General features: G+C 57.9%; 20 protein-coding genes. 7 read left to right on the top strand and 13 right to left on the bottom strand.

Features of this window, described 5'->3' with window-relative positions; translation table 11 throughout:
* The 4 genes from AC1DVM_RS04305 to AC1DVM_RS04320 all read left to right on the top strand — a co-directional run.
* A partial coding sequence (locus AC1DVM_RS04305; RefSeq protein WP_477252320.1) for a hypothetical protein occupies positions 1 to 461 on the top strand: 461 nt, incomplete at its 5' end.
* Complete coding sequence (locus AC1DVM_RS04310; RefSeq protein ID WP_477252322.1) at positions 451 to 1,383, top strand: hypothetical protein; 933 nt, start codon at positions 451 to 453, stop codon at positions 1,381 to 1,383. The genes AC1DVM_RS04305 and AC1DVM_RS04310, both read left to right, overlap by 11 nt.
* Before the next feature lie 266 nt (positions 1,384 to 1,649).
* Positions 1,650 to 2,120, top strand: coding sequence for a hypothetical protein (locus AC1DVM_RS04315; RefSeq protein ID WP_477252323.1), 471 nt, complete (start codon positions 1,650 to 1,652; stop codon positions 2,118 to 2,120).
* Positions 2,113 to 5,187: an FkbM family methyltransferase gene (locus tag AC1DVM_RS04320; protein WP_477252325.1), complete on the top strand. Its 3,075-nt coding sequence runs from the start codon at positions 2,113 to 2,115 to the stop codon at positions 5,185 to 5,187. The genes AC1DVM_RS04315 and AC1DVM_RS04320 overlap by 8 nt, the downstream gene beginning before the upstream one ends.
* A gap of 50 nt (positions 5,188 to 5,237) precedes the next feature.
* Here AC1DVM_RS04320 and AC1DVM_RS04325 read toward each other — a convergent pair whose 3' ends face one another.
* The 8 genes from AC1DVM_RS04325 to AC1DVM_RS04360 form a co-directional block, all read right to left on the bottom strand.
* Positions 5,238 to 6,389 (bottom strand): class I SAM-dependent methyltransferase, encoded by a 1,152-nt coding sequence (locus AC1DVM_RS04325; protein ID WP_477252327.1) that lies wholly within the window; start codon positions 6,387 to 6,389, stop codon positions 5,238 to 5,240.
* Positions 6,386 to 7,153, bottom strand: a complete 768-nt coding sequence (locus AC1DVM_RS04330; protein WP_477252329.1) for a cephalosporin hydroxylase family protein — start codon at positions 7,151 to 7,153, stop codon at positions 6,386 to 6,388. The genes AC1DVM_RS04325 and AC1DVM_RS04330 overlap by 4 nt, the downstream gene beginning before the upstream one ends.
* Positions 7,150 to 8,076 (bottom strand): NAD-dependent epimerase/dehydratase family protein, encoded by a 927-nt coding sequence (locus tag AC1DVM_RS04335; RefSeq protein ID WP_477252331.1) that lies wholly within the window; start codon positions 8,074 to 8,076, stop codon positions 7,150 to 7,152. The genes AC1DVM_RS04330 and AC1DVM_RS04335 overlap by 4 nt, the downstream gene beginning before the upstream one ends.
* Positions 8,077 to 8,092: 16 nt before the next feature.
* A complete protein-coding gene (gene rfbC, locus AC1DVM_RS04340; protein ID WP_477252333.1) occupies positions 8,093 to 8,635 on the bottom strand; it encodes a dTDP-4-dehydrorhamnose 3,5-epimerase in 543 nt (180 codons plus the stop codon).
* A gap of 67 nt (positions 8,636 to 8,702) precedes the next feature.
* Positions 8,703 to 9,938: a methyltransferase domain-containing protein gene (locus AC1DVM_RS04345; protein ID WP_477252334.1), complete on the bottom strand. Its 1,236-nt coding sequence runs from the start codon at positions 9,936 to 9,938 to the stop codon at positions 8,703 to 8,705.
* Positions 9,935 to 11,008 (bottom strand): CDP-glucose 4,6-dehydratase, encoded by a 1,074-nt coding sequence (rfbG, locus tag AC1DVM_RS04350; RefSeq protein ID WP_477252336.1) that lies wholly within the window; start codon positions 11,006 to 11,008, stop codon positions 9,935 to 9,937. Before rfbG ends, AC1DVM_RS04345 begins: the two co-directional genes overlap by 4 nt.
* Complete coding sequence (rfbF, locus tag AC1DVM_RS04355; protein WP_477252337.1) at positions 11,005 to 11,799, bottom strand: glucose-1-phosphate cytidylyltransferase; 795 nt, start codon at positions 11,797 to 11,799, stop codon at positions 11,005 to 11,007. The genes rfbG and rfbF overlap by 4 nt, the downstream gene beginning before the upstream one ends.
* Positions 11,800 to 11,966: 167 nt before the next feature.
* Positions 11,967 to 12,872, bottom strand: a complete 906-nt coding sequence (locus AC1DVM_RS04360) for an NAD-dependent epimerase/dehydratase family protein (protein WP_477252339.1) — start codon at positions 12,870 to 12,872, stop codon at positions 11,967 to 11,969.
* A 333-nt stretch (positions 12,873 to 13,205) separates the two neighbouring features.
* Between AC1DVM_RS04360 and AC1DVM_RS04365 the strand changes: the two genes are divergently transcribed.
* From AC1DVM_RS04365 to AC1DVM_RS04375, 3 genes are all read left to right on the top strand, one after another.
* Positions 13,206 to 15,230 (top strand): glycosyltransferase, encoded by a 2,025-nt coding sequence (locus AC1DVM_RS04365; protein WP_477252341.1) that lies wholly within the window; start codon positions 13,206 to 13,208, stop codon positions 15,228 to 15,230.
* Between the two features lie 80 nt (positions 15,231 to 15,310).
* Positions 15,311 to 18,622 carry a glycosyltransferase gene (locus tag AC1DVM_RS04370; protein ID WP_477252343.1) on the top strand — a complete coding sequence of 1,104 codons (3,312 nt, stop codon included), beginning with the start codon at positions 15,311 to 15,313 and terminating at the stop codon, positions 18,620 to 18,622.
* Between the two features lie 121 nt (positions 18,623 to 18,743).
* Positions 18,744 to 19,826: a class I SAM-dependent methyltransferase gene (locus AC1DVM_RS04375; RefSeq protein WP_477252344.1), complete on the top strand. Its 1,083-nt coding sequence runs from the start codon at positions 18,744 to 18,746 to the stop codon at positions 19,824 to 19,826.
* 104 nt (positions 19,827 to 19,930) lie between these two features.
* Here the strand turns inward: AC1DVM_RS04375 and gmd are convergent, their stop codons facing one another.
* The 5 genes from gmd to AC1DVM_RS04400 all read right to left on the bottom strand — a co-directional run bounded on the left by gmd (position 19,931) and on the right by AC1DVM_RS04400 (position 26,274).
* Positions 19,931 to 21,001 carry a GDP-mannose 4,6-dehydratase gene (gmd, locus tag AC1DVM_RS04380; RefSeq protein WP_477252346.1) on the bottom strand — a complete coding sequence of 357 codons (1,071 nt, stop codon included), beginning with the start codon at positions 20,999 to 21,001 and terminating at the stop codon, positions 19,931 to 19,933.
* A gap of 145 nt (positions 21,002 to 21,146) precedes the next feature.
* Positions 21,147 to 22,598, bottom strand: a complete 1,452-nt coding sequence (locus AC1DVM_RS04385) for a glycosyltransferase (RefSeq protein WP_477252348.1) — start codon at positions 22,596 to 22,598, stop codon at positions 21,147 to 21,149.
* A gap of 4 nt (positions 22,599 to 22,602) precedes the next feature.
* Positions 22,603 to 23,688 (bottom strand): lysylphosphatidylglycerol synthase transmembrane domain-containing protein, encoded by a 1,086-nt coding sequence (locus tag AC1DVM_RS04390; RefSeq protein ID WP_477252350.1) that lies wholly within the window; start codon positions 23,686 to 23,688, stop codon positions 22,603 to 22,605.
* A gap of 1 nt (position 23,689) precedes the next feature.
* Positions 23,690 to 25,405, bottom strand: a complete 1,716-nt coding sequence (locus AC1DVM_RS04395) for an ArnT family glycosyltransferase (RefSeq protein ID WP_477252352.1) — start codon at positions 25,403 to 25,405, stop codon at positions 23,690 to 23,692.
* A 110-nt stretch (positions 25,406 to 25,515) separates the two neighbouring features.
* Entirely contained in the window at positions 25,516 to 26,274 is a 759-nt protein-coding gene (locus AC1DVM_RS04400) for a class I SAM-dependent methyltransferase (protein WP_477252353.1), read from the bottom strand.
* Positions 26,275 to 26,298 lie beyond the last annotated feature (24 nt).

Consider the following 26,298-nt stretch of genomic DNA (forward strand, 5'->3'; position numbering starts at 1 on the left):
CCTCCTTTGCGAACCTCGCTTCCGCGATATCGGCGCAGGACGAGATCGATATCGAATTCAGCGTCGATGGCCCGAGGGGGATCACGGCGGTCAGCCGAGCGTTCGGCGATAACCGAAGACGCGAAGATATCGTGGCGGATTTTGCCAGCGTTGCCAGGATTGCGCACGCCAGTGATGTCGTCTTGCCCGCGGCGTATGCAACCCCGTCGATGCTGGAAACCGATCTCCAGGGCATCGCGCAGGACGAGCCCCGGACGCTCAACGTCCGCGGCGACGTGGGGGATATGTTGCGGGTCCTGGAAAGGCACTGCGGCAGTTGCCTGCTGTCTGCGACAGGTGAATCACACTACGACCTCCGATTGCCGCCCCTCCATCCGGCCCTCAGCGCGCTCGTCCGCGCCAAATTACGACGTTTCCACACTAACGCTCGTTCAGAACTGGAGGTCGGTGTTGCAGATTGAGACAGCTATCGATCCCGCCGAACGGGTGATCACAATCAGATTCACGCCCGAGCATTATGACGCGTTTCCCCCCTCGCCAACTGCGTGGCTGGACGGTCGCATCGTCGAGCACAATCGGGATCGTGCGGCCGCCGCACACGCGCTCCTGCTGCTGCCATTTGTGTCCGGACGACTTTGCCCTGACGGCGGCTGCGGTGTGGACGTCGCCCGACCGTTGCGGGAGCTGTTCGCGCCACGCGACGTGATCATCGAAGGCGTCGAGTTGTCGCCTGCCCGCATCCCATCGGGGACGCGCCATGCCATTCTCTGCGACGGGTCATACCGGTCGGCGGCATTGCTCAGAGCCCAAGAGACGGACCTCGTTTTCAGGGTGAACGAGAGCGCCTATACGACGTCAATCGGACCGCGCAACGTAACAGTCGCGTCCAATTTCGGCTTGTTCGTCCCTGGTCACGGGCAACTCCTCGGGATCGTTCCTGCCATGGCGGCTCTCGTCCTTTTCGCAGAAGACCTTGGCGTCGGCAGTATTGTGCTTCCGATCCATGATCTGACGCGGGAGGAGGCGGAATTGTTCGCTCGCCTCACGGCGCTTTTGGCGGCCGTCAACATCGGCATCCAGGCGCCGTTTTTGGGCAAGACTTTTAATGACCTTTCGTCGTCCCTGCCGCAGTCCTCGGGTCTCGAGATCTTCCTCGCCGAGAGGCACGAGCACACAGCCAAAGTCGAGGATTTGCCGGATTTCTGGCTGGCAAGGCTTCTTTCGGCGGGAAATGACACCTCCCCGGAGGCTTGTCTTGCGATCTCCCGCCTGATGGCGTTTCGGGATGCTGGCCACCCCTTTGCGCCGGGTGAGACTGCATTGATGGACATGAACCCCATCTGTGCCGTCCCCCGCACAGATGAAATGAAGTTCATCTCGTGACCGTATTCAGATCCATCAAGAACCTCGCACCAATATCGCTTCGTCGTCTCCTGAAGGAGCAGTTGCCGGCGAGGCTGGTGCGCGCTGTGGCAACTACGCCCGTTCCGCAGAAGAAGTCCGGCACGAGTCTTGCCAAGGAAAGGTACGTCCCCGCGAGACCTCAATGTCCCATCTGCGGCATGTCACTTCCGGCGGGGCCGCAACAGAAAGCGGGGGTCTRCTCCGGTTGTGGATCGAAACCGCATCAGCGACGGTTGGCACTCGCAGTGTATGCCAACGTCGACGGATCCTCCGACAAAGTCTTGGTGCTGGGTTCAGGCGTCGTCCGGAAGTTTTTGTCTGAGACAATGGAACATGTCACCTTCGCGGAGACCATCGCTCAGGTGCCATCTGAACTTCAAGGCGTCATCGATTGCTGCGTTCATGCTCATGGGTTCAACCGAGGGCCTTCCGCTCACGAGGCGCTGCGGCGCGCCGATGCCTTGCTGACGGCAGACGGCCGGCAATTCTTCGCACTGGATTCATCGCCTGCGACCTGGCGGCCGGCGAGATGGCGATCCAGAGGTCGAAGGTTCACCGATTGGCTGCAGCAGAATGGCTGGTCCACCTACTCAACCTTCGAGCCGGTCGAGTACTACGGCGACGGCGCCACCGAGATATTCGGTTGCGCGAGCGATGGCGAGGCCGAGGACATGGTAATCGTACTCGCACGGGCCAGGGATATGAATCATGGTTGATCGAGATATCGACGCGTCGATCATCCTCAATCTCCACCGGGGCGCGAGCGTGTTGCCGCGAACGCTCCTGTCGCTTCGGAACGCCGCGGTTTTTGCGAAGTCAGTCGGTTACACACTTGAACTCGTTGTTGTACTCGATCGATCGGACGATGAAACGCACAACGCCGTCACATCATTCGACTTGAGCAACTATGATCGGCTGCAGGTGATCCACGTCGACAATGGGTCCTTGGGACTTTCGCGCGATTCAGGCATCGAGATTGCAGGCGGACGGTTCATCTTCACGGCCGATGGCGACGATCTCCTGTCCGAAAACTATATCTCGGAGATTTTGAAAGTCGCAATGCGGGAGGAGCGCGCAACGCTTTTTTTTCCCGAGTATGTGCTTGGCTTTGGCGACCGGTATTACGCAACAAAGTACGTCGGCTTAGATGATTCAACGCCACTTTCTTTCATCGACGCCCATCCCTATATTTCACGTTTCTGCGCCCGGCGGGATGTCTTTCAGCAGGTTAAGTACTCGGACCTCCGGCTGTCCAGCGGCTATGCTTTCGAAGACTGGCATTTCAATGCTGAGGCCGTGGCGGCCGGGATTGGCATCAGGACCGTGCCAAGCACGATCCTGTTCTACCGACGGCATGAAGGCAGCCTCGTCCTCGCCAAGGAGGCGATTTCCACGCGTCAAATTCCCCCAAATCCCCTTTTTGTGCCTGCGACATTTCTAAAGGTCTCGGAGCCATACGTCGAGAAGCTGAGAAACTCCGAGACGAGGAACAAGCGTCCTGCGAAGGCCAAGTTGTCCGAGTCACCCGAGGTGATGCGGATGATCGAGGATGCTCACGCCATCGAGCCCCTGATCGATCCAGAGAAATTCGCGCCCGTGCTAATTTCGACGAACCAGCCTGGGTCGTTCCGCGTTGGGCTTTCCTATCACACCATTTGCGACGCCATTGGGGAGCGCCAGTTCGCGCACGTATACTTGCTTCCGCGCTTGTTGGACGATCCCGCGGGTAAAGAGATCCTGTCGCACCTCGAACAGACATACCGAGATGATCCGTTCCAAGATGTACTGGTGGTCCTAGGAGAGGAATTCGTGAATTCGTCCCTGTTGAGTCGGTTGCCGCCGAATGTCGTCACCATCGACATGAGCCTGCTTTGTCGCGGCCTTCCGCTCTCAGCCCGGTGCCTGATTACCCTCAAATTGGTCCAGACCTGCGGTTCAAGAGCGCCCATTCATCTTCTTCAGTCTGCGTTCACCGAACGGTTCATGGAATTGTTCGGCGCGGCGTTGCAGGGGCGAGATTTTCGACACCATGATAACCCAGGGACCCCCGATGACTTTTGCGCCACGGTCGTCCGCGAAAACCGGATACAGAGCGATTCGCAACCCGTCGGGTGTCTCCAACCTGATTACGACACAGCCCTTGAAGCCGCGAGACCTCTGGCGCGCGCAGATGAGTTTGATATGACCAAACTGTTCTACTCTCCTCCAGCAAACTGCCAAGTACCTGAACTCGGAAAAGTATGGGAGACCCTTTTCGGGCGCAGAACCGAGGGATACTTCGTCGAGGTGGGCGCTTACGATGGTGAGAATTTCTCGAACACAAGTTGCCTCGCCGATGCCGGTTGGGCAGGTCTTTACATCGAGCCAATTCAGGAATTTTCCGACAAGTGCCGGGCGAGACATGCGGGAAATCCGCGCGTTTTCGTCCTCAACTGTGCTGCTTCGGACACGGCTGGTACGGCCCGGATTTTTATCGGGGACACCTTGACCACACTTGTGGGTGATCAGGTTGCGGACTATGAAAAGATCGATTGGGCCAAAGGGCTTCACCAAGGCGAGAGCCGCGATGTTCAGACTGCGCGACTCGACACGATTCTTGAAGAGCAGAACGCACCGGTTGGATTCGACGTCCTTGTCATCGATGTCGAAGGCGCAGAGGAAAAGGTCGTCAAAGGGTTCGATATCGACAAATGGCGCCCGAAGGCGATTTTGATTGAACTGGAAGATGAGCATCCCGATTTCCGCGACAACACTCGCGTCGTGGATTCCGTCAGCGCCATCCGTCACGCGATTGAAAACGCGGGGTATCAAATCTACTTCAAGGATCACATCAACAGCTTGTATGTCCGCAACGAGGTAGCCGACCGCGCTGCGACCAAGGCTGCGCCCGCCGACAGGCCCCCACTTGTCTCGGTTGGGTTACCAACCTTCAATCGCCCGGACATGTTGCGTGAGGCAGTGAACTCGATATTGGGGCAGACATTCGCGGATTTCGAATTGGTCATCTCCGACAATTGCTCGACAGATCCCAAAGTTGCCGAGCTTTGTGCCCAATGGGCGGAGCGCGATCCCCGGATAACGTACATCAGGCAACCTTTGCAACGGAGCGCGACCGATAACTTCCTTGCCGTGTTTCGCATGACATCGGCCCCTCTATTCAKGTGGGCGGCGGATGACGACCTCTGGAACGATGCGTTTCTCGAAAAGGCTGTCGCGGCGCTCGACCACGACGATTCGATCTCAGCCTGGATGTGCCACATCAACGTCATCGATCCGGCGGGATTGGTAGTCCGCGAGATACCCAACCTGGCGCGATTCAACTCCTCGCGCTCGAAATCAGTGGATCTAGCGCGCTTTGTCGCTCATCCGGAATGTTTGGGGAAGGCAAATCTTTTCTACAGCGTCTTTCGTCGTGCCAAGCTGGCTACGGCAATCGAGAAGGCCCAACGCTATTTTGCCGTTTGGGGGTTCGACATGATTTTCCTGTATGCGTTCCTGTGCAGGGCAAACATCAAAGTCGACCCTCTCATATACTTCAGCAAGCGGCTGGCGACGCGGGAAGTGGGTTTTCTGCCGGTGGACCCCAGGCAGCACATCGTGCCGTGGGAGTGGGCTGGTCGATATTACGGCGCGATCATCGACGTCTCTCGCGGCACGCCATATCAGCTTTTTACGCAAGCTGCCGTTCGCATCCGCTATCTTTATGACGTCCTGTACTGGCGTTTCAAACTGAAGCGCCCAGCACCATGGCGTCCATCTCAGGGCGCACCTCCCACGGTGTGAAAGCAGCCCCCAGGCCCGGAGAGGTTTTTTTGACCTCGGACGTGGCCCTTTCATCGCAGAACAATCACATCTAGACTCAATCCAAGAATTGAAAGTTTTGCGCGAATTTCTGCCTCGTAATTGGGGTTCATGAGAACAACAGAGGCGATGTTGTATTGGGAAAGCTGCTCGGGAGCGACGATTGGGTGAGCCGAGATCGGGATATAGCCACCCTGCTTCCCCGGATTCGAGTCGACCACGACCTTAAGTATCTCTCCGGCCGGATCCATCATCAGCGCAAATGTTGCGCCTTTGGCGCCGGCTCCCCACAATGCCACCGGGCCCTTTGCGAGAGCATGCTTCAGGGTCGTCTTCCACGAGCGAAGGAATGCGTCGAAATGCTCGCTCGGCGCTGGTGTCTCAACCGCTACTGGCGAAGCTTGCGCCTCGACCCAGAGGTACTGCCCCGAAAAGCAGGTTTCAACCTTCTGCGGCGAGAAACCTGCATCACGCAAGGCGACGCTGATCGATCCGAAGTCGAAAAGAGAGCAATGCTCATAGAAGTAATCCTGGAACGCATTGTGGCGGAGGATCCAGCCGTTGTCCGGGGTTTCGATGAATAATCTGGCATCACTATCATCGGGTAGCGTGGCGCGAATTGCCTTGAGAAAAGCAATCGGGTCCGGGACGTGTTCGATGGTATGGCGGGAGAGAAGGATCGTAGGCTCGCTCACAAGACGAGCGGCCGACTCCGCTGTGAAATACTCCGGGAATATATCAAGGTTCGTTCGATGAGGTTCCATTCCACGATACGCAGGATCAAAACCTGTCGCGCGAATGGCGTCAGTTGCCGAGGTCAGGTCAAGGAGACTCCTGAGGAAATCCCCCTGGCCACAACCAATCTCTACGATATGCGCCGAACCCGATTTCGGAATCGTCCCGATAATCCGCGCCGCCCGGGTAGCGAGATGCAGCGAGAAGGCTTCCGAGTGTGTCTGGCTGTTGTCGTATTCCTCCGTATAAGCAATGAGTTTCGGATCAAACGATCCGTTCCACGCGAATCCGCAATGGTCGCACTTCAGTATTCGCAAATCTCCCGTCGGCGCCTCGCGAGCACTCCGCTCCGAACGATAAACTGCGTTCTGGAGGACCGGCGTCTTTTTACGATGAAAGATCAGTTGATACGACTCTGACGAGCAGACCGGACACGTCATCGGATTCATTCTACTCTGCGGATGTAGGCCGAAGGCCAATAGGTAAGATTTTCGACTGTTGTCCCTTCGCTGAAAGGTGGATTGGGCGGCTCGACCTTGAAGGCTGGATTTGCTGCAACGAATTCCTGCGCCGCGCGAGTCGGATTGTCCTGTCGCCATTCCGGGTTCCCGCCCGGCGTGTCGGCAACCTCCGACATAATTCCATCGGTAGCAACAATGAAGGATCCTTGAGACACGAGCGGGCTGTAGAGGTTCAACTCCTTGAGCACATGATCATAAGAGTGGTTGCTGTCGAGGATAATGAGCGTGCGCTCGCCGGGCTTGATCCTGTCCCGGACCGATTGCAGCGTGGCAGCATCAGTTGAGCTTCCCTCTATCAGCTCGATATACGGACTCAGGCGATGTGCTTCGATGGCCTTTCTGTTGTGCGGTCGAATTTCAATATCGATGCCGATCACCCGCCCCCGGCCCAAGGCGCAGCACAAAGTGGCGTAGAATATCAGTGACCCGCCGTGCGCGACGCCCGTTTCGATAATCACGTCCGGTTCGACCGCAGCGATCAATTCCTGCATTCGCAAGACGTCATCCGGCAACTGAATGATGGGTCTGCCGAGCCAGCTGAAGGTATAGGAATATTTCTGGTTCCAGTTGACCTTCACATAAAGTCGCGCAAGTTCGCGAAATCCCTCCTCGGAGTAGAGAGGCACTTCACGGCGGCCTTCCGCAGACTCAATCACGATGAGGTTTCTGGTTTCATCAATTGTGGTGGTCATTCGACGCTCCGAGTGTCGTCACGAGTTTCAAAGGCGCTCCGCCGCCAATAGTCAATCGATGAGTTGATCGAGGCGGCGAGCGAATAGCAGGGTCTATAATGGGTTTCCTGCAGAAGCCGGGTTGCGTCTCCCCACAAATTCTTGGCTTCGCCCAGCCGGTCAGGCAGAGCTCCCAAGTAAACAAGGTCGGGCCGGTTGAGGGATAGGCCGATGTGATTCACCACGTCGCCGATCGAAATCGGATTGCCCGAACAGACGTTCACTGGGCCGGATAGTTCGGAACGGGCCAACGTCGCAAAGGCGGAGCCGCAATCTCGCACGTCCATAAAGTCGCGAACCTGGACGCCTGAACTGCAGCGAGCGGCCTCGCCGCGCAATAGGCTGCGTATCACGTTCGGAACAAGACGATCGGGATGCTCCCCAGGCCCGATCAACATGAAAACACGCCCCCATGCGTAGTCGATTCCGCGCTCTGCGCAAAACGCGGATACCAATCGGTGGTACGCATCTTTTGCCACACCGTAGAGGTGAACCGGCGCGACCTCCGTTGAACCTTCGACGCAGGGACCGACCTCGGGGGGCCGATATTCGACGCACGTGCCCGCAGCAACGATCCGTCGTCCGCCTTGATCGGCGAACAAGCGAAGAAGCTGTAGGCTCGCAGCGACCCAATCCAGATTGTCCGGAGCTCGCCAGAACTGTCCATGACGGGTTTCCCACGCCAGATGAACCAGCGTATCGTGGTTACGGCCGGACAATGCGGTGCGAAGTGCCGCGGCATCCAGCAGATCGCACTCGGCAAACGTGAGGCGCGCGTTGCAAGGAACGCCACTGCTCCGGCGGCCGATAACCGTGACCTGACAGCCCGCTGCAATCAGTTCACGGCAAACGTGCTGTCCGATAAATCCCCGTGCTCCGGTCACCAGTACGTGTCTTGCCCTATCCAATCACGAGCTCCCTCAGCAGAGGTAACGAAGCATCTCGTTCAGACATGAGGAGTGGTGGGATTGGCCAGTCGATGTCGACGTCGGGGTCGTCCCATCGAAAACCTGTTGCAGCCTCCGGCACGTAGGGGTCGGCGATCTGGTAGAACACATCCGCATCGTCGGTCAGGGTTACAAACCCATGGGCGAAGCCGGCCGGAATATAAAAGGCACGACCGTTCTCTGCGCTCAGTTCGAAGCCGCACCAGGACCCTCGCGACGGAGAACCCTGCCGGATATCGACCGCGACATCAAATATGGCGCCGCGCGAGCAGCGCACAAGCTTCGCTTCTCCGTGGGGGGGGCGCTGCCAATGCATTCCCCGCAAGGTACCGCGCAGTCTGTTGCGCGAGAGCGAACATTCCAATCCGCAATCGGCCAATCCGTGTTGCAGAAAAGTGGCTCGGCAAAATGTGCGCGCAAACGAGCCCCGGTCATCCGCATGACGGTCGGGATGCACAAGGTGAAGACCGGAAAGCGAAAGAGGCTCGATTCTCATTATGAACCACCCGCGAAAAGTCCGGGCGAATCGGCCATACGCCCACGAATTGCTTGTTGATCCTGCGTCATTCCAAAATGCTCAGGCGTGGGATCGCGGTCACGAAGCGGGCGCCCCACTGACGAACATGGGCGAGTTGTCCGACGACCTCCTCACGCAGGTTCCAAGGCAGAATAACGATGTCGTCGGGTCTAAGCTCTTCGATCGCCTCCGGTGAACGGACGGGAATTCTGCTGCCGGGAAGGAGCTTGTTCTGCTTGGCGGGGTTGCGATCCACGACGAAAGCGAGGTCGTCGGCAGAAACGTCGCAGTAGTTCAGCAAGGTATTCCCCTTGGCGGCGGCGCCATAACCGACAACAACGCGCTGCTCCGCTTTGCTCGCGTCCAGATAAGAGCGGAATTCGTCTCGCACTTTGCGAACTCTGGCATCGAAGTCTGAATACCCCTCTGGCCTATCGAGGGCGGCCGCAAGTTCCATCTCTCGTACGCGCTGCACCCTCGGAGACAACGCTTGGCTCGCCTCGTTCTTGCACGCGAATATCCTTAAGGAACCACCGTGGGTCGGAACCTGCTCCACGTCAAAGATGCGCAATCCATGCCGTTCGAACAAGCGCTCGACGGCAAGGAGGGATAAATAAAAGAAGTGCTCGTGATAGATCGTATCGAACTGCGTCTTCTCGATAAGATTGRGGAGATGCGGGAATTCGACGGTATGAACCGCCTCCGGCTTCATCAGTGCCACGATACCCTGTACGAAGTCATCGATATTGGGGACATGGGCGAGCACATTCTTGCAAACGACAAGATCGGCCCCCTCGCCCTCGGCAACCAGACGCTCTGCGACGGAGCGCCCAAAGAACGCCACCGCCGTGCGTACTCCCTTTGCTTGTGCGGCCCTTGCGACATTGCCGGCAGGTTCCACACCGAGACACGGAATTCCGGCGCGAACAACATGCTGGAGCAAATAGCCATCATTGCTTGCGATTTCGACGACCTTGCTGGTGCCGTCGAGGTGAAACCGCTCGATGACCATGTCGACATAGGCTTTCACGTGAACGAGCCATGAATCGGAGAACGACGAGAAATAGGCGTAATCGTCGAAAATCTCTTCGGGCGGAACGACATGTTCGACTTGAACGAGAAGACACCTGTCGCACACACGGGCATGAAGCGGATATTTTGGCTCCTTATCCGCAGGCGAGTCCGGGATGAGATACGAATTAGCAAGAGGCTGACGGCCAAGATCGACCAGTGTGGTGGTCAGGGGCGCCTTGCAGCTCAGGCAGAGCGGGAAGCAGTTCATCGGATCGCCTCGTAGCGTTCGATCTGTTCGGAGGTCAACCGTCGCATATTTTCCCCTCTGGACCACGCTTCGTACCATTCAGCCGTCCAGCGAAGGGCCTCGCGCGCATTCAGCTTCGAGGTCCACCCCAGGGTCCGTTCGGCGAGCGTCGCGTCAAGGGTCAGGAGCGCCGCCTCGTGTGGCTGTGCGCCCTCGGTGAGTCGCCATTCGCATGGGTTGCCCAGGCTCGAAAGAAAAATCTTCGACGCCTCTGCGACCGTGAGGATATCGCTCGCTTCCGGACCGAAATTCATCGCAGTCGGCACATCCGTTCCGCGCGATCCGGCAAGCGTCTCAATGTAGGACAGATAGCCTGCAAGCGGGTCCAGCACAAATTGCCACGGGCGTGTCGCGCTCGGGTTACGGAGAGTCACCGTCGCGCGCGCATGCGCGGCTCGCCACAAATCCGGCACCAGACGATCAACCGACCAGTCGCCGCCGCCCACCACGTTTCCGGCCCTTGCCGTTGCAACGGGGGTCCCCGAGGCGGCGAAGAAGCTTTTCGCCCAGGAGTGCGTTACCATCTCTGCGGCGGCCTTCGACGCCGAATATGGATCGTGGCCTCCCAGTGGGTCCCCCTCGCGAAAGGCGTTTCCGGTTCCCGAATTCAGATAGACCTTGTCGGTTGTTACAACGAGGACAGCCGCGAGATCGCCTTTCGCGTGTTCGTTTGCTCGAAGCGCCTCGAGCACATTCATCGTGCCTGTGACATTGACGTCGAAGGTCTCGCGGGGATTGCGGTAGGAACGTCGGACGAGCGCTTGAGCGCCCATGTGGATGACGACCGATGGCTTTGCCTGTTTCACAACCCGTGCGAGCGCGGCAGAATCCCGCAGGTCCCCAATCACCGAGGTGAGGTTGGGGAACGGTTTCAGGGTATCGAAGAGGTTCGGGTCGGTCTCGGGCTCCAAGGCAAAGCCGAACACCTCTGCGTTGAGATGTTCAAGCCATTTGACGAGCCACGATCCCTTGAAGCCGGTATGTCCGGTCAGGAGAACCCGGCGACCGTTCCAGAACGAGCGAGATATCATCGAGGGGCGTCCCCGTCCCGCAGGGGTCTGGCCCAGGGGGCAGAACCATCTGCCCAAATACGCTCAAGTTGCTGGCGGTCGCGCAAGGTGTCCATCGCCTGCCAAAATCCCTCATGGGTGAAGGCGGCGAGTTGCCCGTCGGCTGCAAGGCCCGTGAGAGGTTTGGCTTCCCATGCCGTTTCATCGGCTTCAATCCGATCGATGACGCGCGGTTGAAGGACAAAAAATCCACCGTTGATATATCCACCATCCCCAAGGGGTTTCTCAGTAAAGCGAACCACCCGCTCATCCTCTATTTGGGTGGCACCAAAACGTCCGGGCGGGCGCACCGTGGTCACTGTGGCATCGAGACCGTGACTGTTGTGGAAACGCGCGAGGGCCTGCAGGTCCACATCCGAAAGACCATCACCGTAGGTCATCATGAACGGCTCATCGTCGAGAAGATGCCGGATGCGTTTCAGGCGACCGCCCGTCATGGTCTCTGCGCCGGTATCGACCAGGCTAACCCGCCATGGCGGAACATATTCATTCCGTGAGAAAGCAAGGGTGTTGGCCGCGAGATCGACGGTCACATCGGAACGATGGAGGACGAAGTTCGCAAAGTACTCTTTGATAATATAGCCTTTGTATCCCAAGCAGATCACGAAATCATGAAACCCATAGGAGGAATAGTGACTCATGATGTGCCAGAGAATCGGACTTCCGCCGATTTCCACCATGGGTTTCGGCCGGCTTTGCGTCTCCTCCATGAGGCGCGTTCCAAGCCCGCCGGCGAGAATGACGACTTTCATGCAAATTCTCCACCACAGCCCAGAGGCGAAACCGGGCCGCAGAATTCTCAATTGAATTCCACGGCTCGGAGTGTCAAGCGGGGCTCTGTTCGCCTGCGCCCAACTGAGCCGTGGCACCCTGAAGCGTCCGCGGCCCGGCACGACGGCCGCTCGTCGCAGATTCTCTGCTACGAAAGCGAGCTGAACATTTTCCTTGCCGTGTCGGCCAGATCACATTTTGGTTTCCACCCTAGTTCCTCCCGGGCACGCTCGATGTCGAGAACGGCGTAGCGGAGGTCGAACGGTCGCGCCGGCGCGTGGGAAACCGTCGGATGTCGGCCCGTAATTCGTTCGAGGGTGGTGATGACCTCCAGTTCCGTCAGGCCATGCCCTGACCCAATGTTGTAGATTCCGTTTCGCCGAAACGTAGGGTCAAGGAAACGGGAGAGGAATTCGCCCAGTTCGTCGGCATCGAAATAGTCTCTGACGTTGCCGCCGTCGCCGAATATCGTCAGGGGCCTGCCTTGGAGGAGGCATGAAATGGCCGCGGCGACGAAGCCATGGCCTTTTCCCATCTGCCATCTCCCGACCGGATTAGCGAGTCGCAGGATGGTCAACCCGAGTCCGCTCGTGCGGGCGTGGAAAGAAAGTAGGTTTTCCATCACCAGCTTTCCGAACGCGTAGGCTGTTGCCGGCAGAGGGGGCGTCGTCTCAGTTATGGGAACCGACTGGCCGCGCCCATAAATCTGGCCGCCGCTTGACGTAAAGACAAGATGGCAGGTCGGGTTCAGCTCGCGCACCATGTTGACGAGTTTTGCGCTCTCGACCGCTTCTTCCAGCTCGTGGGTTGGGTCTAGCGGGCTCGACGCGGGGCGGGTGCTCGAAGCGAGATAAAAGATGACCTCCGCGCGCCGCAGAATGCCGGGCAAGGCCGAGTCGTTGAGGGCGATACCTTCGACGCTGGGGGCGAACCGAGCCAGAAATGCTCTATCCGGGTTCCGCGAGATACTTGCCGCGGCAATCCCGCGCTCGGAGAAAGCCTGACACAGATGCCGCCCGACAAACCCAGTGCCGCCATAGATACAGATCGTCAAAAGATCACTCGTTCCAAGTGATCTGACTGGGCGATCTGACAGGAGGCTATTCCAGCTGTGATGTAACCGCCGTTCAAATTGTTTCCCCCGAAAAGGCCCGTCGTATCAGCCACCATATTAAGCCGCAAGTGGGAGCGACCGCCCCGGCTGGGGACACCGGCCCCCGCTTCGAGGACTGCCAGCAAAACGCGGAAGAAGAGCAAGCTCGAGACAGGACTTTATTACTAGTGTCGTCGCGGGCGGCGGGCGGCTCCGTGATATCATCTTGCTTGACTTTCATCGAGACGCTAGACGACCTCAACGCGATGGAAAACGAATGGCAGATCGCTAGGAATGAATGATCACGACCTTCCTTCGGTTGATGTCTGCATGGTGGTCAACATCCATGCGGGCGCCGGCTATCTACGCCGGACCATGTCGTCCCTTGAGTCGTCTGCCCGGGTTGCCGCTGCGGCGGGTCTGAAAGTCGAGTTGCTTCTCGCGCTCGACCGCTCTCCGCCCGAAACTCAATCATGGATTGCATCGTACGACTCGGATGCGTTCGAGCGCATTCGCGTACTAGAATTGGACAACGGGTCGTTGGGATTGTCCAGGCAAATGGGCTTGGAAGCAGCAAGAGCCACTTATGTTCAGTTCTGCGACGAAGATGACCTGGTGTCGAGCAACACAACGCTCCGATGCTTTAACACTGCCAGGGAATACGGCCCCCGCACGATTGTTGTGCCCGAGTACTTGTATGGATTTGGTACAACTCATCTCTTGGCCGTATACGAGGGAAGCGACCGCATACCGCCGTTGGCTTTCCTCGCGCAGCATCCCTATATCTCCCGGATCTTCGTTCATCACGAAATCGCCAACACGGTCAAATACATCGACGTTCGACTGGGCCCCGGATATGCCTACGAGGACTGGTGGTTCAACGCCACCGCATTGGCTTCCGGATACCGGTTCGCGGTCGCGCGAGGTGTGATTCTTTTCTATCGGCATCGGGCCAACAGTCTTTCAGCCAGCATGACCAATCAATCGGCACGGCTGATCCCGCCGTCGCCGCTCTTCTCTCCCCCTATTTATCTCGCAATGAATGCAACAAGCGCTCGCCAATTCAAACGAAGCGGCCAGCAGCAAAGTGCTCCTGAGGACGAAAGAGCACGTTTCGTTCGCAGCAAAGCGAATGTGAATGAGGTTCGCCGCGCCAACCGGATCGACCCCGCGATAACGCTTAGTACAGTTGATGATTGCACGGTGATGTGCATGAGCAACGGCGATTTCGCAACAGGGGCCGCCTATTTTGAGGCCTGTCGGCGCGTCGTCGGCCAAGAATACAATGAAGTCGCCTTGATGCGGTCGGCCCGAACCGGCAGGTCGGCCATAGCCGCGCTGACGGCTCTCTCTGAAATAAACGAAGTTTCTAACAATCTGGTCCTCATAGACGATCCCGATCAAAACGATTCCGCAGGGCAGCCTCTGCGCAACGCAACCGTGATCAACCTTGCGCTACTCGGCAATGGATTATCTGTGGAGCAACGAAGCCTGCTGGCTTTTCGATTGATTGAAATTTCAGCACCAGACGCCCGCATTCATTTCGCGGCGGACGCGACCTCAGCCCAATTTCTTGGACGCTACGGCCGATTGCTGGAGGGCCGCCCAAAAGTGTTTTACCGCGATGATGACCGCTCGTACATGACATCCTCAGGATTCATGCTTGAAGGCGCACCTTTTGATTTCCTGTCCGAATTTTTCGACGACGCGGATATCGTCGTTCACAGTTCTCGGTCGGGACAGGCGCATGATCGCGCGAGGCTCGATCGCCGCCCTCTGGCGTGGCGCCAGATCTATTCGCCAATGACACTGAATCACGATTTGCCCGACCCCGATGCTCTCGACCAAAAGGTGTTGGCGATCGGGTTTTCCCAGGCCGAAGCGGGGAACCTTGAACGGCTCTGCAGAGACACTTCTCTGGATGTGGTCGTCCTTATGCACGAGGGTGACGATGCGTCATCGTACGATGCGGTGATTGTCGGCGGGACCGACGAGGCGACCTATGCCGACCTGGTGACATTCCTAAGCCAGGGTCATCCGCTGATCGGCCCCGCGACCGATGCAATGCGAGAACTCCCCGAACAGCACCTCGCTGTTGCCAGTTCCACAGGCGATTCGGCGCCGTCATTATCGGACTACGTTGCTGTTATCGCACAATTCTACAATCAACCTGAATGTCGTCGCGGTTTGTTCCGAGGAATCGAAAGACTGTTTGGCGACCGACACTCCAACGCAGTCTATCGCGCCAGGATTGCGGAGGTTTTTGAATGCGATCAGACGGCGTGGACGGTGCCAGAAAGCAACGTCGGCACGCGATAAATCCACGACGCGGAAGCCGGCGGTCAAGCAGACAAGCATTTCCAATCGAGCGCGCTTGAGAAGGGATCACGGATAGAACGATGGTCACGAACGAAGAAGTTTCTCGTAGCCTCGCCGCCCACGGCGTCGACTCTTCCGCAGCGATTATCGTGCTTGAGGCAAACGAGCTTGGGTCGTGCCCGCGCCTTGGGGTTTCGGCGCAAAATGTCGACGCGATTCTGGTGCGGCGGGAATTCAACGAGGAACCTGTCTGGGCTTTCTGGCCGATCGCATTCGACGCCGGATACGTGGCGGTCGCGCATGAAGGGAAAGGCGACCTTTTCTTGCGCTCCGATCTTGTGACGGACCTGTCGCGGCTGGGAGGACAGACTCGCGGCCAAATCACCATGTCGAGCCTTGGCGCCAATGGTGCTTTCGCAAACCAGCTTTTCCAATACGCCTATGTCAGGTTCTACAGCCTTCGCCTCGGATGCAGGATGGGGGTTCCTGAATGGATCGGCGAGACGATCTACGGCGTCCCAAGCCACCGTCCCGTGACACCGCTTCCAAAAGAGCTCCGCTATTTCGCTTTTGATGATGACGACCTTGAGCTCTGGCGGATGGAAGATCCTCCGCTCGAGGCGAACTTGTGGGGCTACTTTCAAGAGCTTCCCCGGGCGCTGCTGCCACATAGGAGTCTGCTAAGAAGGATGTTCCTTCTTCGTGACCCACTTTTGTCCGATGTCGCGGTATTCTATTCCCGACTGACGGAGGGCGGACAGCGTCCGCTCGTTGCCGTTCATGTCAGGCGTGGGGATTATGTCTCGCTACATCGAGAGGGCCTACCTTGGTACCGGCCCGTTCCCGAGGAATGGTACGTGACATGGCTTGAGAGCGTTCTTGCCGCCACGCCCGATGCGGTTATCTACGTCGCAACCGATTCGCCCGAAGCAGTTCTTCCGGCATTCGCTGGCTTCCGGATCAAGACTTTGGACGATTTCGGAATCGAGAACACTTTCTCACCGACAATTGTCGATTTCGAGATTATGCGCCGGGCAGCGCACCTTGCTGTCTGTAACTCGAGCTTCTCGCGAATGGCGGCGATTCTCGCGCAAAAGGAACAGCAGACGTCGCTGGCCGATTTCGAAACTGCGAAATTCGTACCATTTGCCCCCTGGAGCAGCGAACCATTCTGGTCACGGTTCGAGGGAGTGGGTCTCGCGCGTGCGTCTGCAACGTTCGGATATAGCGACGAAGCGCGGCGCCAGCGCGATGTAATGCTGCGGCGCAACGCAAGCATCGCGATTAATGCCGCCGAAGAACTGAAGGATGTTTGGAGTCGCTGGAACAATCTTGGTGAATTGCTGATACGAACGAGTTCGGAGAAGAGCCGGGTCATCTCCCAGCTGGAGGAAGTATCAACCGCTCTGGCCGCCGCCGAGAAGCAAAACAGGCGGCTAACGCGATCGGTTCAGGATCTGAAGCGACAGAAGAAGATCAAAGCGGAGGCCGCACTTCGCATCGCGTACAACGAGGGGCCGGGCCGCATTCCTCATCGACTGACATCTCGGAGTCTGTTGTTCGGTCTTCGGGTTCTGCGACGTCTCCTTGGGCCCGGATCGCAACTTTCGAAGGCGCATATCGAGCCGATGATCCTGGYCTTGAATCAATACAGGTATCGGGACGCGCTCGGACGAGGAAAGCAGGCGGTGAAAAGCATCGCCAATCGATTTCTGCGACGGGTGCCGTCTACAGCACTTGAGGGAGGCAATTCCTCCGGGCACACCGAACCGGCACCGGTCTCTCGACCGACGCCCTTCCCTCTTTCGGCGGTTGGTAGCTTCAGCGCAAAGGAAACCAACCACCTGATCCAGACATTCGACCCGAGCCAGGATCCAGGGCAGGCGATCGAGGACTCGTCCGCAGAGTTTCTCGTCCTCACAACCGACGCGCCTGGAGACGATCGCGCTATCCTCGACCTTGTTATCGCTCTGATGCAGGCAGAATCGAGTATCGACGCAATGTGCTCTAGCAACGCTGCCGAGTTCGGCACACTTGTGGTGAGACGCAGCAGCCTGGCGGAGATCTTCCCCTCCGGAATGCGCCCGAAATACGGCGTCTCTATCCGCGAGTGGATGCGGCTGCTGCGGGAAGCGCTTGCAACGTATTCTTACGGCGCACTGCGCGCTGGCGACACTCACACGACGCCCCGAACGCTCGGACCGAAGCATGGTCTTTGGTCTGCTGATCCCATCCGCGGCGCGGAGCGCCTCGAGATGGCGGTTGGTGGAAATGTCGCCCCACCCTGCGACGACAAGCGCCCGCATTGCCTTGTGGTGGTCTCTTGGCTCCCCGTTGGGGGATCGGAGGTCGTATTGCTCGAGGTACTGCAAGGCCTCGCTGAGCGGTGGCGCCTCAGCATCGTGACGACGCTGCCGGACACTCACGCCATGCACGATGCGTTCACGCAAGTTACCCCGGACATCTTCCATCTCGGCAACATGTTCGATCCAGACCGTGTGGCAGGCATCATTGGCGGGCTAGCCGCTCGAAAGCAATCTCGCGTCATTCTCACCAGCAACTCGGCTCTCATGTATGAACGTGCATCCGAGTTGGTGGCACGCCTTCCAAATGTCTCCCTTGTGGACATCATCCATAACGATCTTCAACAGGGTCATTTCGGCAGCGCAGTCAAATACTCCGCAGCATTCACTAAACATGTGGCCATCAGCAGGAAGATTGGCGAGTCTCTACTCCAGCGTGGAGTTCCGACCCGGCGCATATGTGAGATACCTAACGGCGTCGATCTCGCTGTTTTTGCCGCATCCCAGGATCGCAAAAATCTGCGTGGGAAGCTTGGCGCCAGCCCGAGCCACGTCGTTCTTGGTTTTGTGGGTCGGTTGAGCGGCGAAAAGAGACCCGACAAGTTTCTCGATGTCGTTGCGAAGCTTGCTCGCACAATGCCTGTCCAGGCGACAATGATCGGCTCTGGCCGTGAGGAAGCACAGCTTCGGAAGAGAATCGAAGGCAGCGACTTGCCGGTTGTCATCCGGCCAAAAGTCGAGCGTGCTGACCTCCCAGCTTTCTATGCCGCCCTGGATTTCCTCATCATGACTTCGACGATTGAAGGCATGCCGCTCGTTGCCCTCGAAGCCTTGGCGTGCGGCACGCCGGTCGCCAGCACCCGTGTGGGCGATATCGCCAGGATTGTGACCGATGGTGAGAACGGGTTTCTTTCACCAGTCGATGAAGTTGAGTTACTGGCAGACAAGATCCACGAGGCCATCCGCGATGATCGGACAGCGACGATGCGTGCGGCTGCTGTCGAATCCCTTGCAGCCTCAGGGATGACCAGCAGCGCCATGCGAGAGGGCTATGCGCGGCTGTTGAGTCAGTTCGAGGAGAACTCCTGAATCAGGAGTACGAGCAACCCRCACTCGGCAGTCTGCGGCAACTTGTTACGACTGGGATGGCGAGTGCGTCGAGAGGAATCAAACCACAATGGCCGAAAGAATCAGCCTCGTTTCGAGTGCCATGCCCTACGATTCCATGCTGGCAGCTGAGCATATCGCGCGGTATTTCGCCCTACAGGATTTATGCGCGGGCAAGCGCGTTCTGGACATAGCATGCGGTGAAGGTTACGGATCCGCTCTCCTCAAAAAGGCTGGTGCGACCTTCGTTCGGGGCGTCGATCTCTCGAAGGAAGCGATTTCGATTGCGAACACGCGATTCGCTGGGGAAGGCATAAAGTTCGACGTCGGCGATGCGCTCGACCTCTCTTTCCTTATCGACGACGGGCCATTCGATGCGATTGTCAGTTTTGAAACCATCGAGCACGTTGAAGATCCCCACCGTTTTCTTCGCGAGTTACGACGGAACCTTGCTCCCGGCGGATCCATCGTCATCAGTTGCCCGAACGACGCCCTCGAAGCCGAGCGCGGTATCGTGAACCCGTTCCATTCTCGGACTTACTCCTTCGCCGAGTTCAAGGAGACCACCCAATCAGCGCTTGGAGAGGCCTCGCAATGGCTGATCGCGTCGCCACTGACGGGCGTCGGCATCCATGAAGAGGGTGATCCTCGCCTGACGAACTCGGATCAGTCGATGGAAAAATGTTTGGAGATGATTTCAACTCCCCATGCGGTCGGGATTCCTTCTCAGTCGGCACAGCGGGTTTCTCCCGACGTTGCTTCTTTCTTCATGGGAATCTGGAATGGCAGGATCGCCACCACGCTGGTGCACGCGCCGCTCTCTCGCCGTGCCTATGTGGAGCCTTGGCTGGAACTCGATAGTCTTGGAGCGGATCGAGCGCGTCTTCAGCAGGCGGCGGAGCGCGCGCGCTCGCTGGCGCATTTGTCCGAGGCGCGGGCGATGGAGGTTCGACGGGTCTCATCGATAGAACGCGAACAGGCAGCCACGATCATCGTCGGCTTGGAGCGTCGGCTAGTGGCCATGAAGGAGCAAATCGCCAGCAGGGACGCAAAGCTTGATCACCTTCGCAAACGGATCGAGGGTTCGAGGGCGCATCGATTCGCCGAATCCTATATCAGGTTTGTGAGGGGTGATTCAGTACCCGCACGTTTCCTGCGACGCCTGCGACGTCGGATCGGGATGTAGAAGGGGAAGACGCGAACGAATGACTGCCTCACGCCCGGGTGCAGCCTGACCCCGTCGGGAGGCATGGATTATCAACGTGCCGGCACGCGCGCCGATGGATTAACCTAATCGTGTCGGTTCTTGCGCTCGCGCTCTCTCAGGACCGTTTTGAGATCCTCATCCATCATCTCTCGCACCAGATCCGCAAAGCTTGTCCGATGCTCCCAGCCAAGCACTCGCTTGGCTTTGGACGGATCACCAATCAAGAGATCGACCTCCGTCGGTCGGAAGTATCGTGGATCGATCTGCACGAGGACTTCTCCAGATTTTCGATCAATCCCTTTCTCATCGATGCCCGAGCCTGTCCATTCGATGTTGCGGTCGACGCAAGCGAATGCCCGCTCTACGAACTCGCGCACGGCGTAGGTCTGCCCAGTGGCGAGGACATAATCGTCAGGTTCGGGATGCTGGACGATGCGCCACATGCCCTCTACATAGTCGCGCGCATGGCCCCAGTCGCGCTTTGCATCGAGATTTCCAAGATAGAGACTCTGCTGCAAGCCGTGCTCGATCGCCGCAACCGCTCGGGTGATCTTGCGGGTGACGAACGTTTCACCGCGCAGCGGGCTCTCGTGATTGAAGAGGATCCCGTTCGAGGCATGGATCCCATAGGCCTCGCGGTAGTTCACGGTGATCCAGTAACTGTAGAGCTTGGCGACGGCATACGGAGAACGCGGATAGAATGGCGTTGTCTCGGATTGCGGCACGGCCTGGACCTTGCCGTATAGTTCGGAGGTTGAGGCCTGATAGAAGCGGGTCTTGTCTTCGAGTTTCAGGATCCGAATGGCTTCCAGGACCCGCAGTGCACCAACAGCGTCGGCGTTCGCCGTATATTCGGGTGTTTCGAACGAGACCTGGACGTGGCTTTGGGCCGCAAGATTATAGATCTCGTCAGGCTGGACCTCCTGAATGATACGGATCAGGTTCGTGGAATCGGTCATATCTCCGTAATGCAGGAAAAACCGCACGCCCGACTGATGCGGATCCGCATACAGGTGGTCGATCCGCTCACTGTTGAACGAAGAGGATCTCCGCTTAGTCCCGTGGACGATATAACCCTTTGCAAGCAGCAGTTCGGCCAGATAAGCGCCGTCCTGTCCCGTCGTCCCGGTGATAAGAGCAATCTTTTGCGTCATGTCGCTCGCCTATTGGAAGACCGAGGGTTCGCGGGTCCCATTGCGGCCACGGATCAACTCGCGCCTATAACCGCCGCCGTACAAGATAGCAACATGGCACCCGCAGCGGCGACCCATCGCTGATCACTGGACTGGAGAGGAAGAGTTACAACGCCTTGATCTTGAAAAAGGCGAACGAAACCATCTGCAACAACATGAAACCATGGCTGAAGCGGGAGATCTGCGTCTCGCCATAGGTCCGGTTCGCGTAGCGAATAGGAACTTCCACGGCCTTGAGATTGAGCTTAGACGCACCGAAAATCAGATCGAAATCGCCAAATGGGTCGAAATCGCCAAAATACGAACGTCCTTCCTTCAACCGGCGATAGTCCTCGCGGCGCATGACTTTGGTCCCACACAGGGTGTCGGTAAAGCGTTGATTGAGGAGCCAACTGAAGAGGATGGAAAAGATGCGGTTGGCAATTAGGTTTAAAAACCGCATTGCCTCGTCTTCCATCGGATAGACAAGCCGAGACCCGTTGATGAATTCGCCCTTGCCTGACCGAATGGCGTCCCAGAATTTGGGGAGCTGCTCTGGTGGCATTGTAAGGTCCGCGTCAAGGATCATGAGGACGTCGCCCCGCGCAGCGTCGAACGCGGTAAAGACCGCGTCGGCCTTCCCTTTGCCCGGTTGCCGCATGATCTTGATATCCATCTCCGGATAGGCAGCCTGAACGCGCTGCATCTCCTCGTAGGTGCCGTCCTTGCTATGGCCCTCGATGAAGATGAATTCAATGTCATCGCAGAAGCGCGGAACCCTCTTGACTGCAGCCTCGATGTTTCCGCGCTCGTTCCGTGCCGGTACGACAACTGTCGCAGATTTGAGCCCGTCGTCCACGGTTCGGGCAGAGCGGCAAACGACGTAATGGCGGAGCGACAAATGCCGAAGGAGTGGCATTGGGCTCAGAAATCGGTTGATGAGCCGCCCGAGTCCAAGCATGCGAATCGGCGATAGGAGGCGTCGCTCGGACTTCACGAAATCGAACCCGCCAAGTTCTGCAAGCGCCTCTACATCCGCTGGAGACAACACGTTCTGCGGCGGCTGCGGCATGCGTAAGCCCACCTTCTCGGCGAGCTTGAGCACGGGGTACCAGAGATGAGAGTGATAAACTGCAATCAGTCGAGTTTCACGGCTGCAGAATCGATGCAGGCGCTCGAACAATGCCTGACAATCCTCCACGGATCCGAGCGTATCCACAATGAGGACGACGTCGAAGGGCTCCGTGAGATCCGGCAGGAAATCCGAATCCTCGATGTCAGCCACCCTGAACTCGAGATCCGGATAGGTCTGTTTTGCCTCAGCGATCATGGCCGGGCTAAAATCGACCCCAACCCCGAAAGAGGGCTTCAGCATAGCTAGAGTATCGCCTCGACCGCATCCAAGCTCGAGCACGCGCAAGCCGGGTGGGATCAGGAATTTCAGGTACCGGGAATCCTCCTCATGGAAAAACGATGCTTTCCGGCGCCAGTCTCCTCGCCGGGCAGCTTCTCGCTCCGAATTGTCCCATGTCGCCTGCTTGCGCGGCGCGAGCCTCGCGGTTGGCGTGAGATCCAGCATATTGTCAAGTCTCCGAGGAAGTTGCGGCGTTCGCGCTTGTCCGGGCGGAAAGACCAAGAAGGACAACGCCCGGCAGCGAAGCAAGAAATGAAACTGTTCCGAATGAAACGGACAGCAAGAGAGCGCTTTCTGGGCCGATCCCAGCAGCGCCAAGCAGCGCCACGAGAAATCCCTCGCGAACACCCCAGCCGCCGATCGCGACCGGTATCATTGAAACGAGGAGCATGAGAGGAACCACGGCCGCCGCGTCCACCAAGAGAATGGGCATATCCTGACCTCTGGCAAGGAGCCAGAATACGACGATGCTGATCGCATGGACGAGAATACAAAGGCCCACGATCCTGCCCGAGGAACCCCAACCCAGCAGAATGCCCCGTAGATCGAGCAAGGTTTCGATGATCGCGCCAAGGACGCGGGAGCGCCCGGCAATTCGTCCCAGGTGCGGTGCTAAAGCGATCACGAGAATTGCGCCAAGCAGCCCCGCGCCGGCAAAAGCCGCAATGGGCGCCAACAATCGATTGTTTGCTTGAAGAACCGGCGAAAACAGGATGCCTGGGAGCGTCAAGGCAAACAAAACGAGGGCGGCTATGCCCCGGTCGAGAAGCGTGCTCTTGAATGCCACCCGCAGAGTTGCCCCGGCTTCTCTGAGGAAAAGGACCCTGACCCCATCACCCGCCACGAAGGGAAGAACCTGAGCAAAGAACTGAGCAATATAGTTGATCTGTTGGAATTGACCCATTCCGGGAATGGTCCGAGCATCCTTGCTCATCGTCTGAACGATCAGACGCCACCGGACTCCGACGAAAGGTATTTGTACAATTGCGAGCAAGAGGGCGGCCAGGAAATAAATGGGCTCGGTTCGGCGGATCCGATCCAGAAGGGCAGACGGATCGATCACCCGCGCAAGCAGCACGAATGCCAGAACGGTGAAGCCGATCTTGGCCGCTATCAGGACCCGGCGGGACTGCTTTCTGCTGGAGATTTCTCCTCCCTCAGGAGGTAGCGCCGCGCCGCGTCGCGACACCCTTGCCGCAGGATTTGCCTCTTCGATCATGGGCATCCGACTATATGAAAACAGTCCCGCATTCAACTCACCGGCCGGTATGCAACATGGCTCCGCTGCTTACTCGCTTGTAGACAAGGAGGCCGGCTCCCAGGTCAGCCACTGGGGCGAACCCGCTATCAGACGCGAGCCGTTCCGAAACTGGCCGCGCAACTCGGTTGAATGGGTCGGCCTCCGACGCAAGGTGATCCGGCGAGATCGTGACCACGAATCGTGCTTTTATGTCGCCGATGCGACGAAATGCCTTTTCGGTGTCGGATTCTGCGTAGCCGAGTGACGTATAGTAACATCTGTAACCAAGGTTTCGCCGTGCCTTGGCTGAATAAAAGGCTGCGGAGTTCGCATTCAGATGGGGAAGCTCGACACCGATGATGGTATATCTGTTGGCGTAAGCGCGCGCGCAGGTCTGCCGGACGGCTTGCGTCAACCGCTCAGCAGGCGCGGCGTCGGCCTGATACGGTTTCAGCCATGGTGAGACCCGAGCGCTTGCCCAGTTCACTCCGAAGAGGGTGCTCTCCACCACAATGTAGCCTGCTATGAGCGCAACGATTACGCCCACGTTCAATGCAGGTCGATCAAATTTCTCAAGTGACCAAGAAAGTAAGACTGCAAGAATCGGAATGATTGGCAGGAGAAAGCGAGTCTCTTCATTAATCTGCAGCGAATATGCCAAAATACTCGCGAGGGTCGTCCCGGCCAATGCCAATACAAAGAGAAGATGGGAGGAGACTACGTTTCCGACCCAATCCCGTGGCGGCCGTCGAACCTCGCGGATGATCTCCACCACAATCGCTGCGGCAACAACCAACGCCATTCCAGCCGCTGCAATTGACCAAGGGGAAACAGCCTGAGCCAATGCGGCGATCCAAAACGAGAGTTTGGTCGCCAGCGCTCCTTGCGAGCCGTAAAGCAAGACCTCGGGTCCGACGGTCGCGGCGATAACATGCTTGACCACCGCATTCCAGTTTCTGACGTACCAGAAGAGGGTAAAGACCGCAAAACCCGCTCCCAAACAAAGAACAATTCGGTCACCCCGGGTTGCAGCGGGTCGTTCAGCTTGCCAGGTTACAGCCAGAACGAGCGTCATATAGAAAAGCATCGGCATGACGAATGCGACGCTGGACGTCTTCGCCGCTAAATTCATCGCAGTCAGGATGACGCCTAGTCCGAGCAGCTGCAGCAACGGGGCCGAGGCGGCGCGAAGCGCAAGCCACACGAGGCCCGCCACCGCGAGGCTCTGAAGTGGCTCGACCAGGAATTGATGGGACATCCCCACAAACAAAGACGCACCGCCGCAGAACAACATTCCTGCCAAGGCGGCGGCGCGGGACGCGCCCAGTTGCCGGGCCGTTGCATAGATTATCCACAACGTACCCGCGTTCGCCGCCACGTTCACCAGCAAGAGTGCCCGCTCGACGCCACCGAGCAGCCCCGAGAGTGGTACCAGGATTTGYGCTAGCCACACCAGGAGCGGTGGCTTTGAGCCAATCGCGGTAGACATCCCCTGAACCCACGCCAGCGGACCGCGCGTCCAGGCATAAGCCAGATCGAGGGTGACTTCGCCGTACCACGCCTGGTCCCAAGGCCACACCGTACGGTCTGCAAATATCCATATGACGCTCGGCGCCATCAACACGACGATGAACGCAAGCGGAAGCCAATGACTTTCATCGCGTGCCGGTGACCTCGCAACAGAGTCAGGTGCTCCAGCAGCAGCGCCGGGGGGAGTAAGAGTTTTCAGCATTTCTAGAATCCGCTTCTGCAAGGAACCAGCTTTGGCAGCAGAACGATGATGGGCACAACCAGCCTATGGCGTTTTTCGGTACGCAGTCCTAGCCGCCATTGGGTCGAGGTTCAAACGGCGTCCCGAGAGATGGACACTGTTCCGGAGGTAGATTTCTCGATCACGATCAGAACCCGGAAGCCAAGCAGGCGACCCAGAGCCCTCTCAAGTTTTCTTTCCAGCCGCAAGCCAAGCGCGGCAGCACGCTCCGGAATCAGCGACCATGGCTTGAAGCCACCGCTCAGCGGGTAAACCGCGAACGCAAACCAGCTGTCCTCAATGATACTCAAATCTGGAAAAGCCTTGTGGAAGCGATCCCGATACCTCCCGGCAATCAGCGTTGGTATCGCTTGATTTGAAAAATAGGGATCCTTATTCGGATCCGGTTTTCCGACGCGCAACGGATCCGCTGACATAACGACAGGTTCTTGATGAATAAAGCGGAAGAAAAGGCTGCTTCCCCATGAAATGCCAGGCTCGACCATAACCACGCGCCCCCCCGGACGTAACGCTCGGCTCGCCTCTCGGAAGAACAGCGGCGGGAATTCGATGTGATGCAGCACATCCAGCATCACGATATTCGAGAGAGAGCCGTCGGCGAAGGGAAGTCGTTGGGCATCAGCCACGACATCCAACCAGGGGCCGAACTGGATGTCCGAGGAGATTACGTCCGGCAGTCGGTCCTTGAAATTTCCAATTCCCCCGCCGATCTCCAGCGTGGTTCCAGGGACGCAGCGATGGGCAATACGATCAAAAATATCGTTGTAGACGATCCTTAGTACAGGCTTTCGATCCCACACGGAGAGGTAGGTATTGAGCGCATCGGGCATGAGGGTGGGTCACTCTCGCTTGAA

It is taken from the genome of Microvirga sp. P4_A5 (assembly GCF_056402495.1).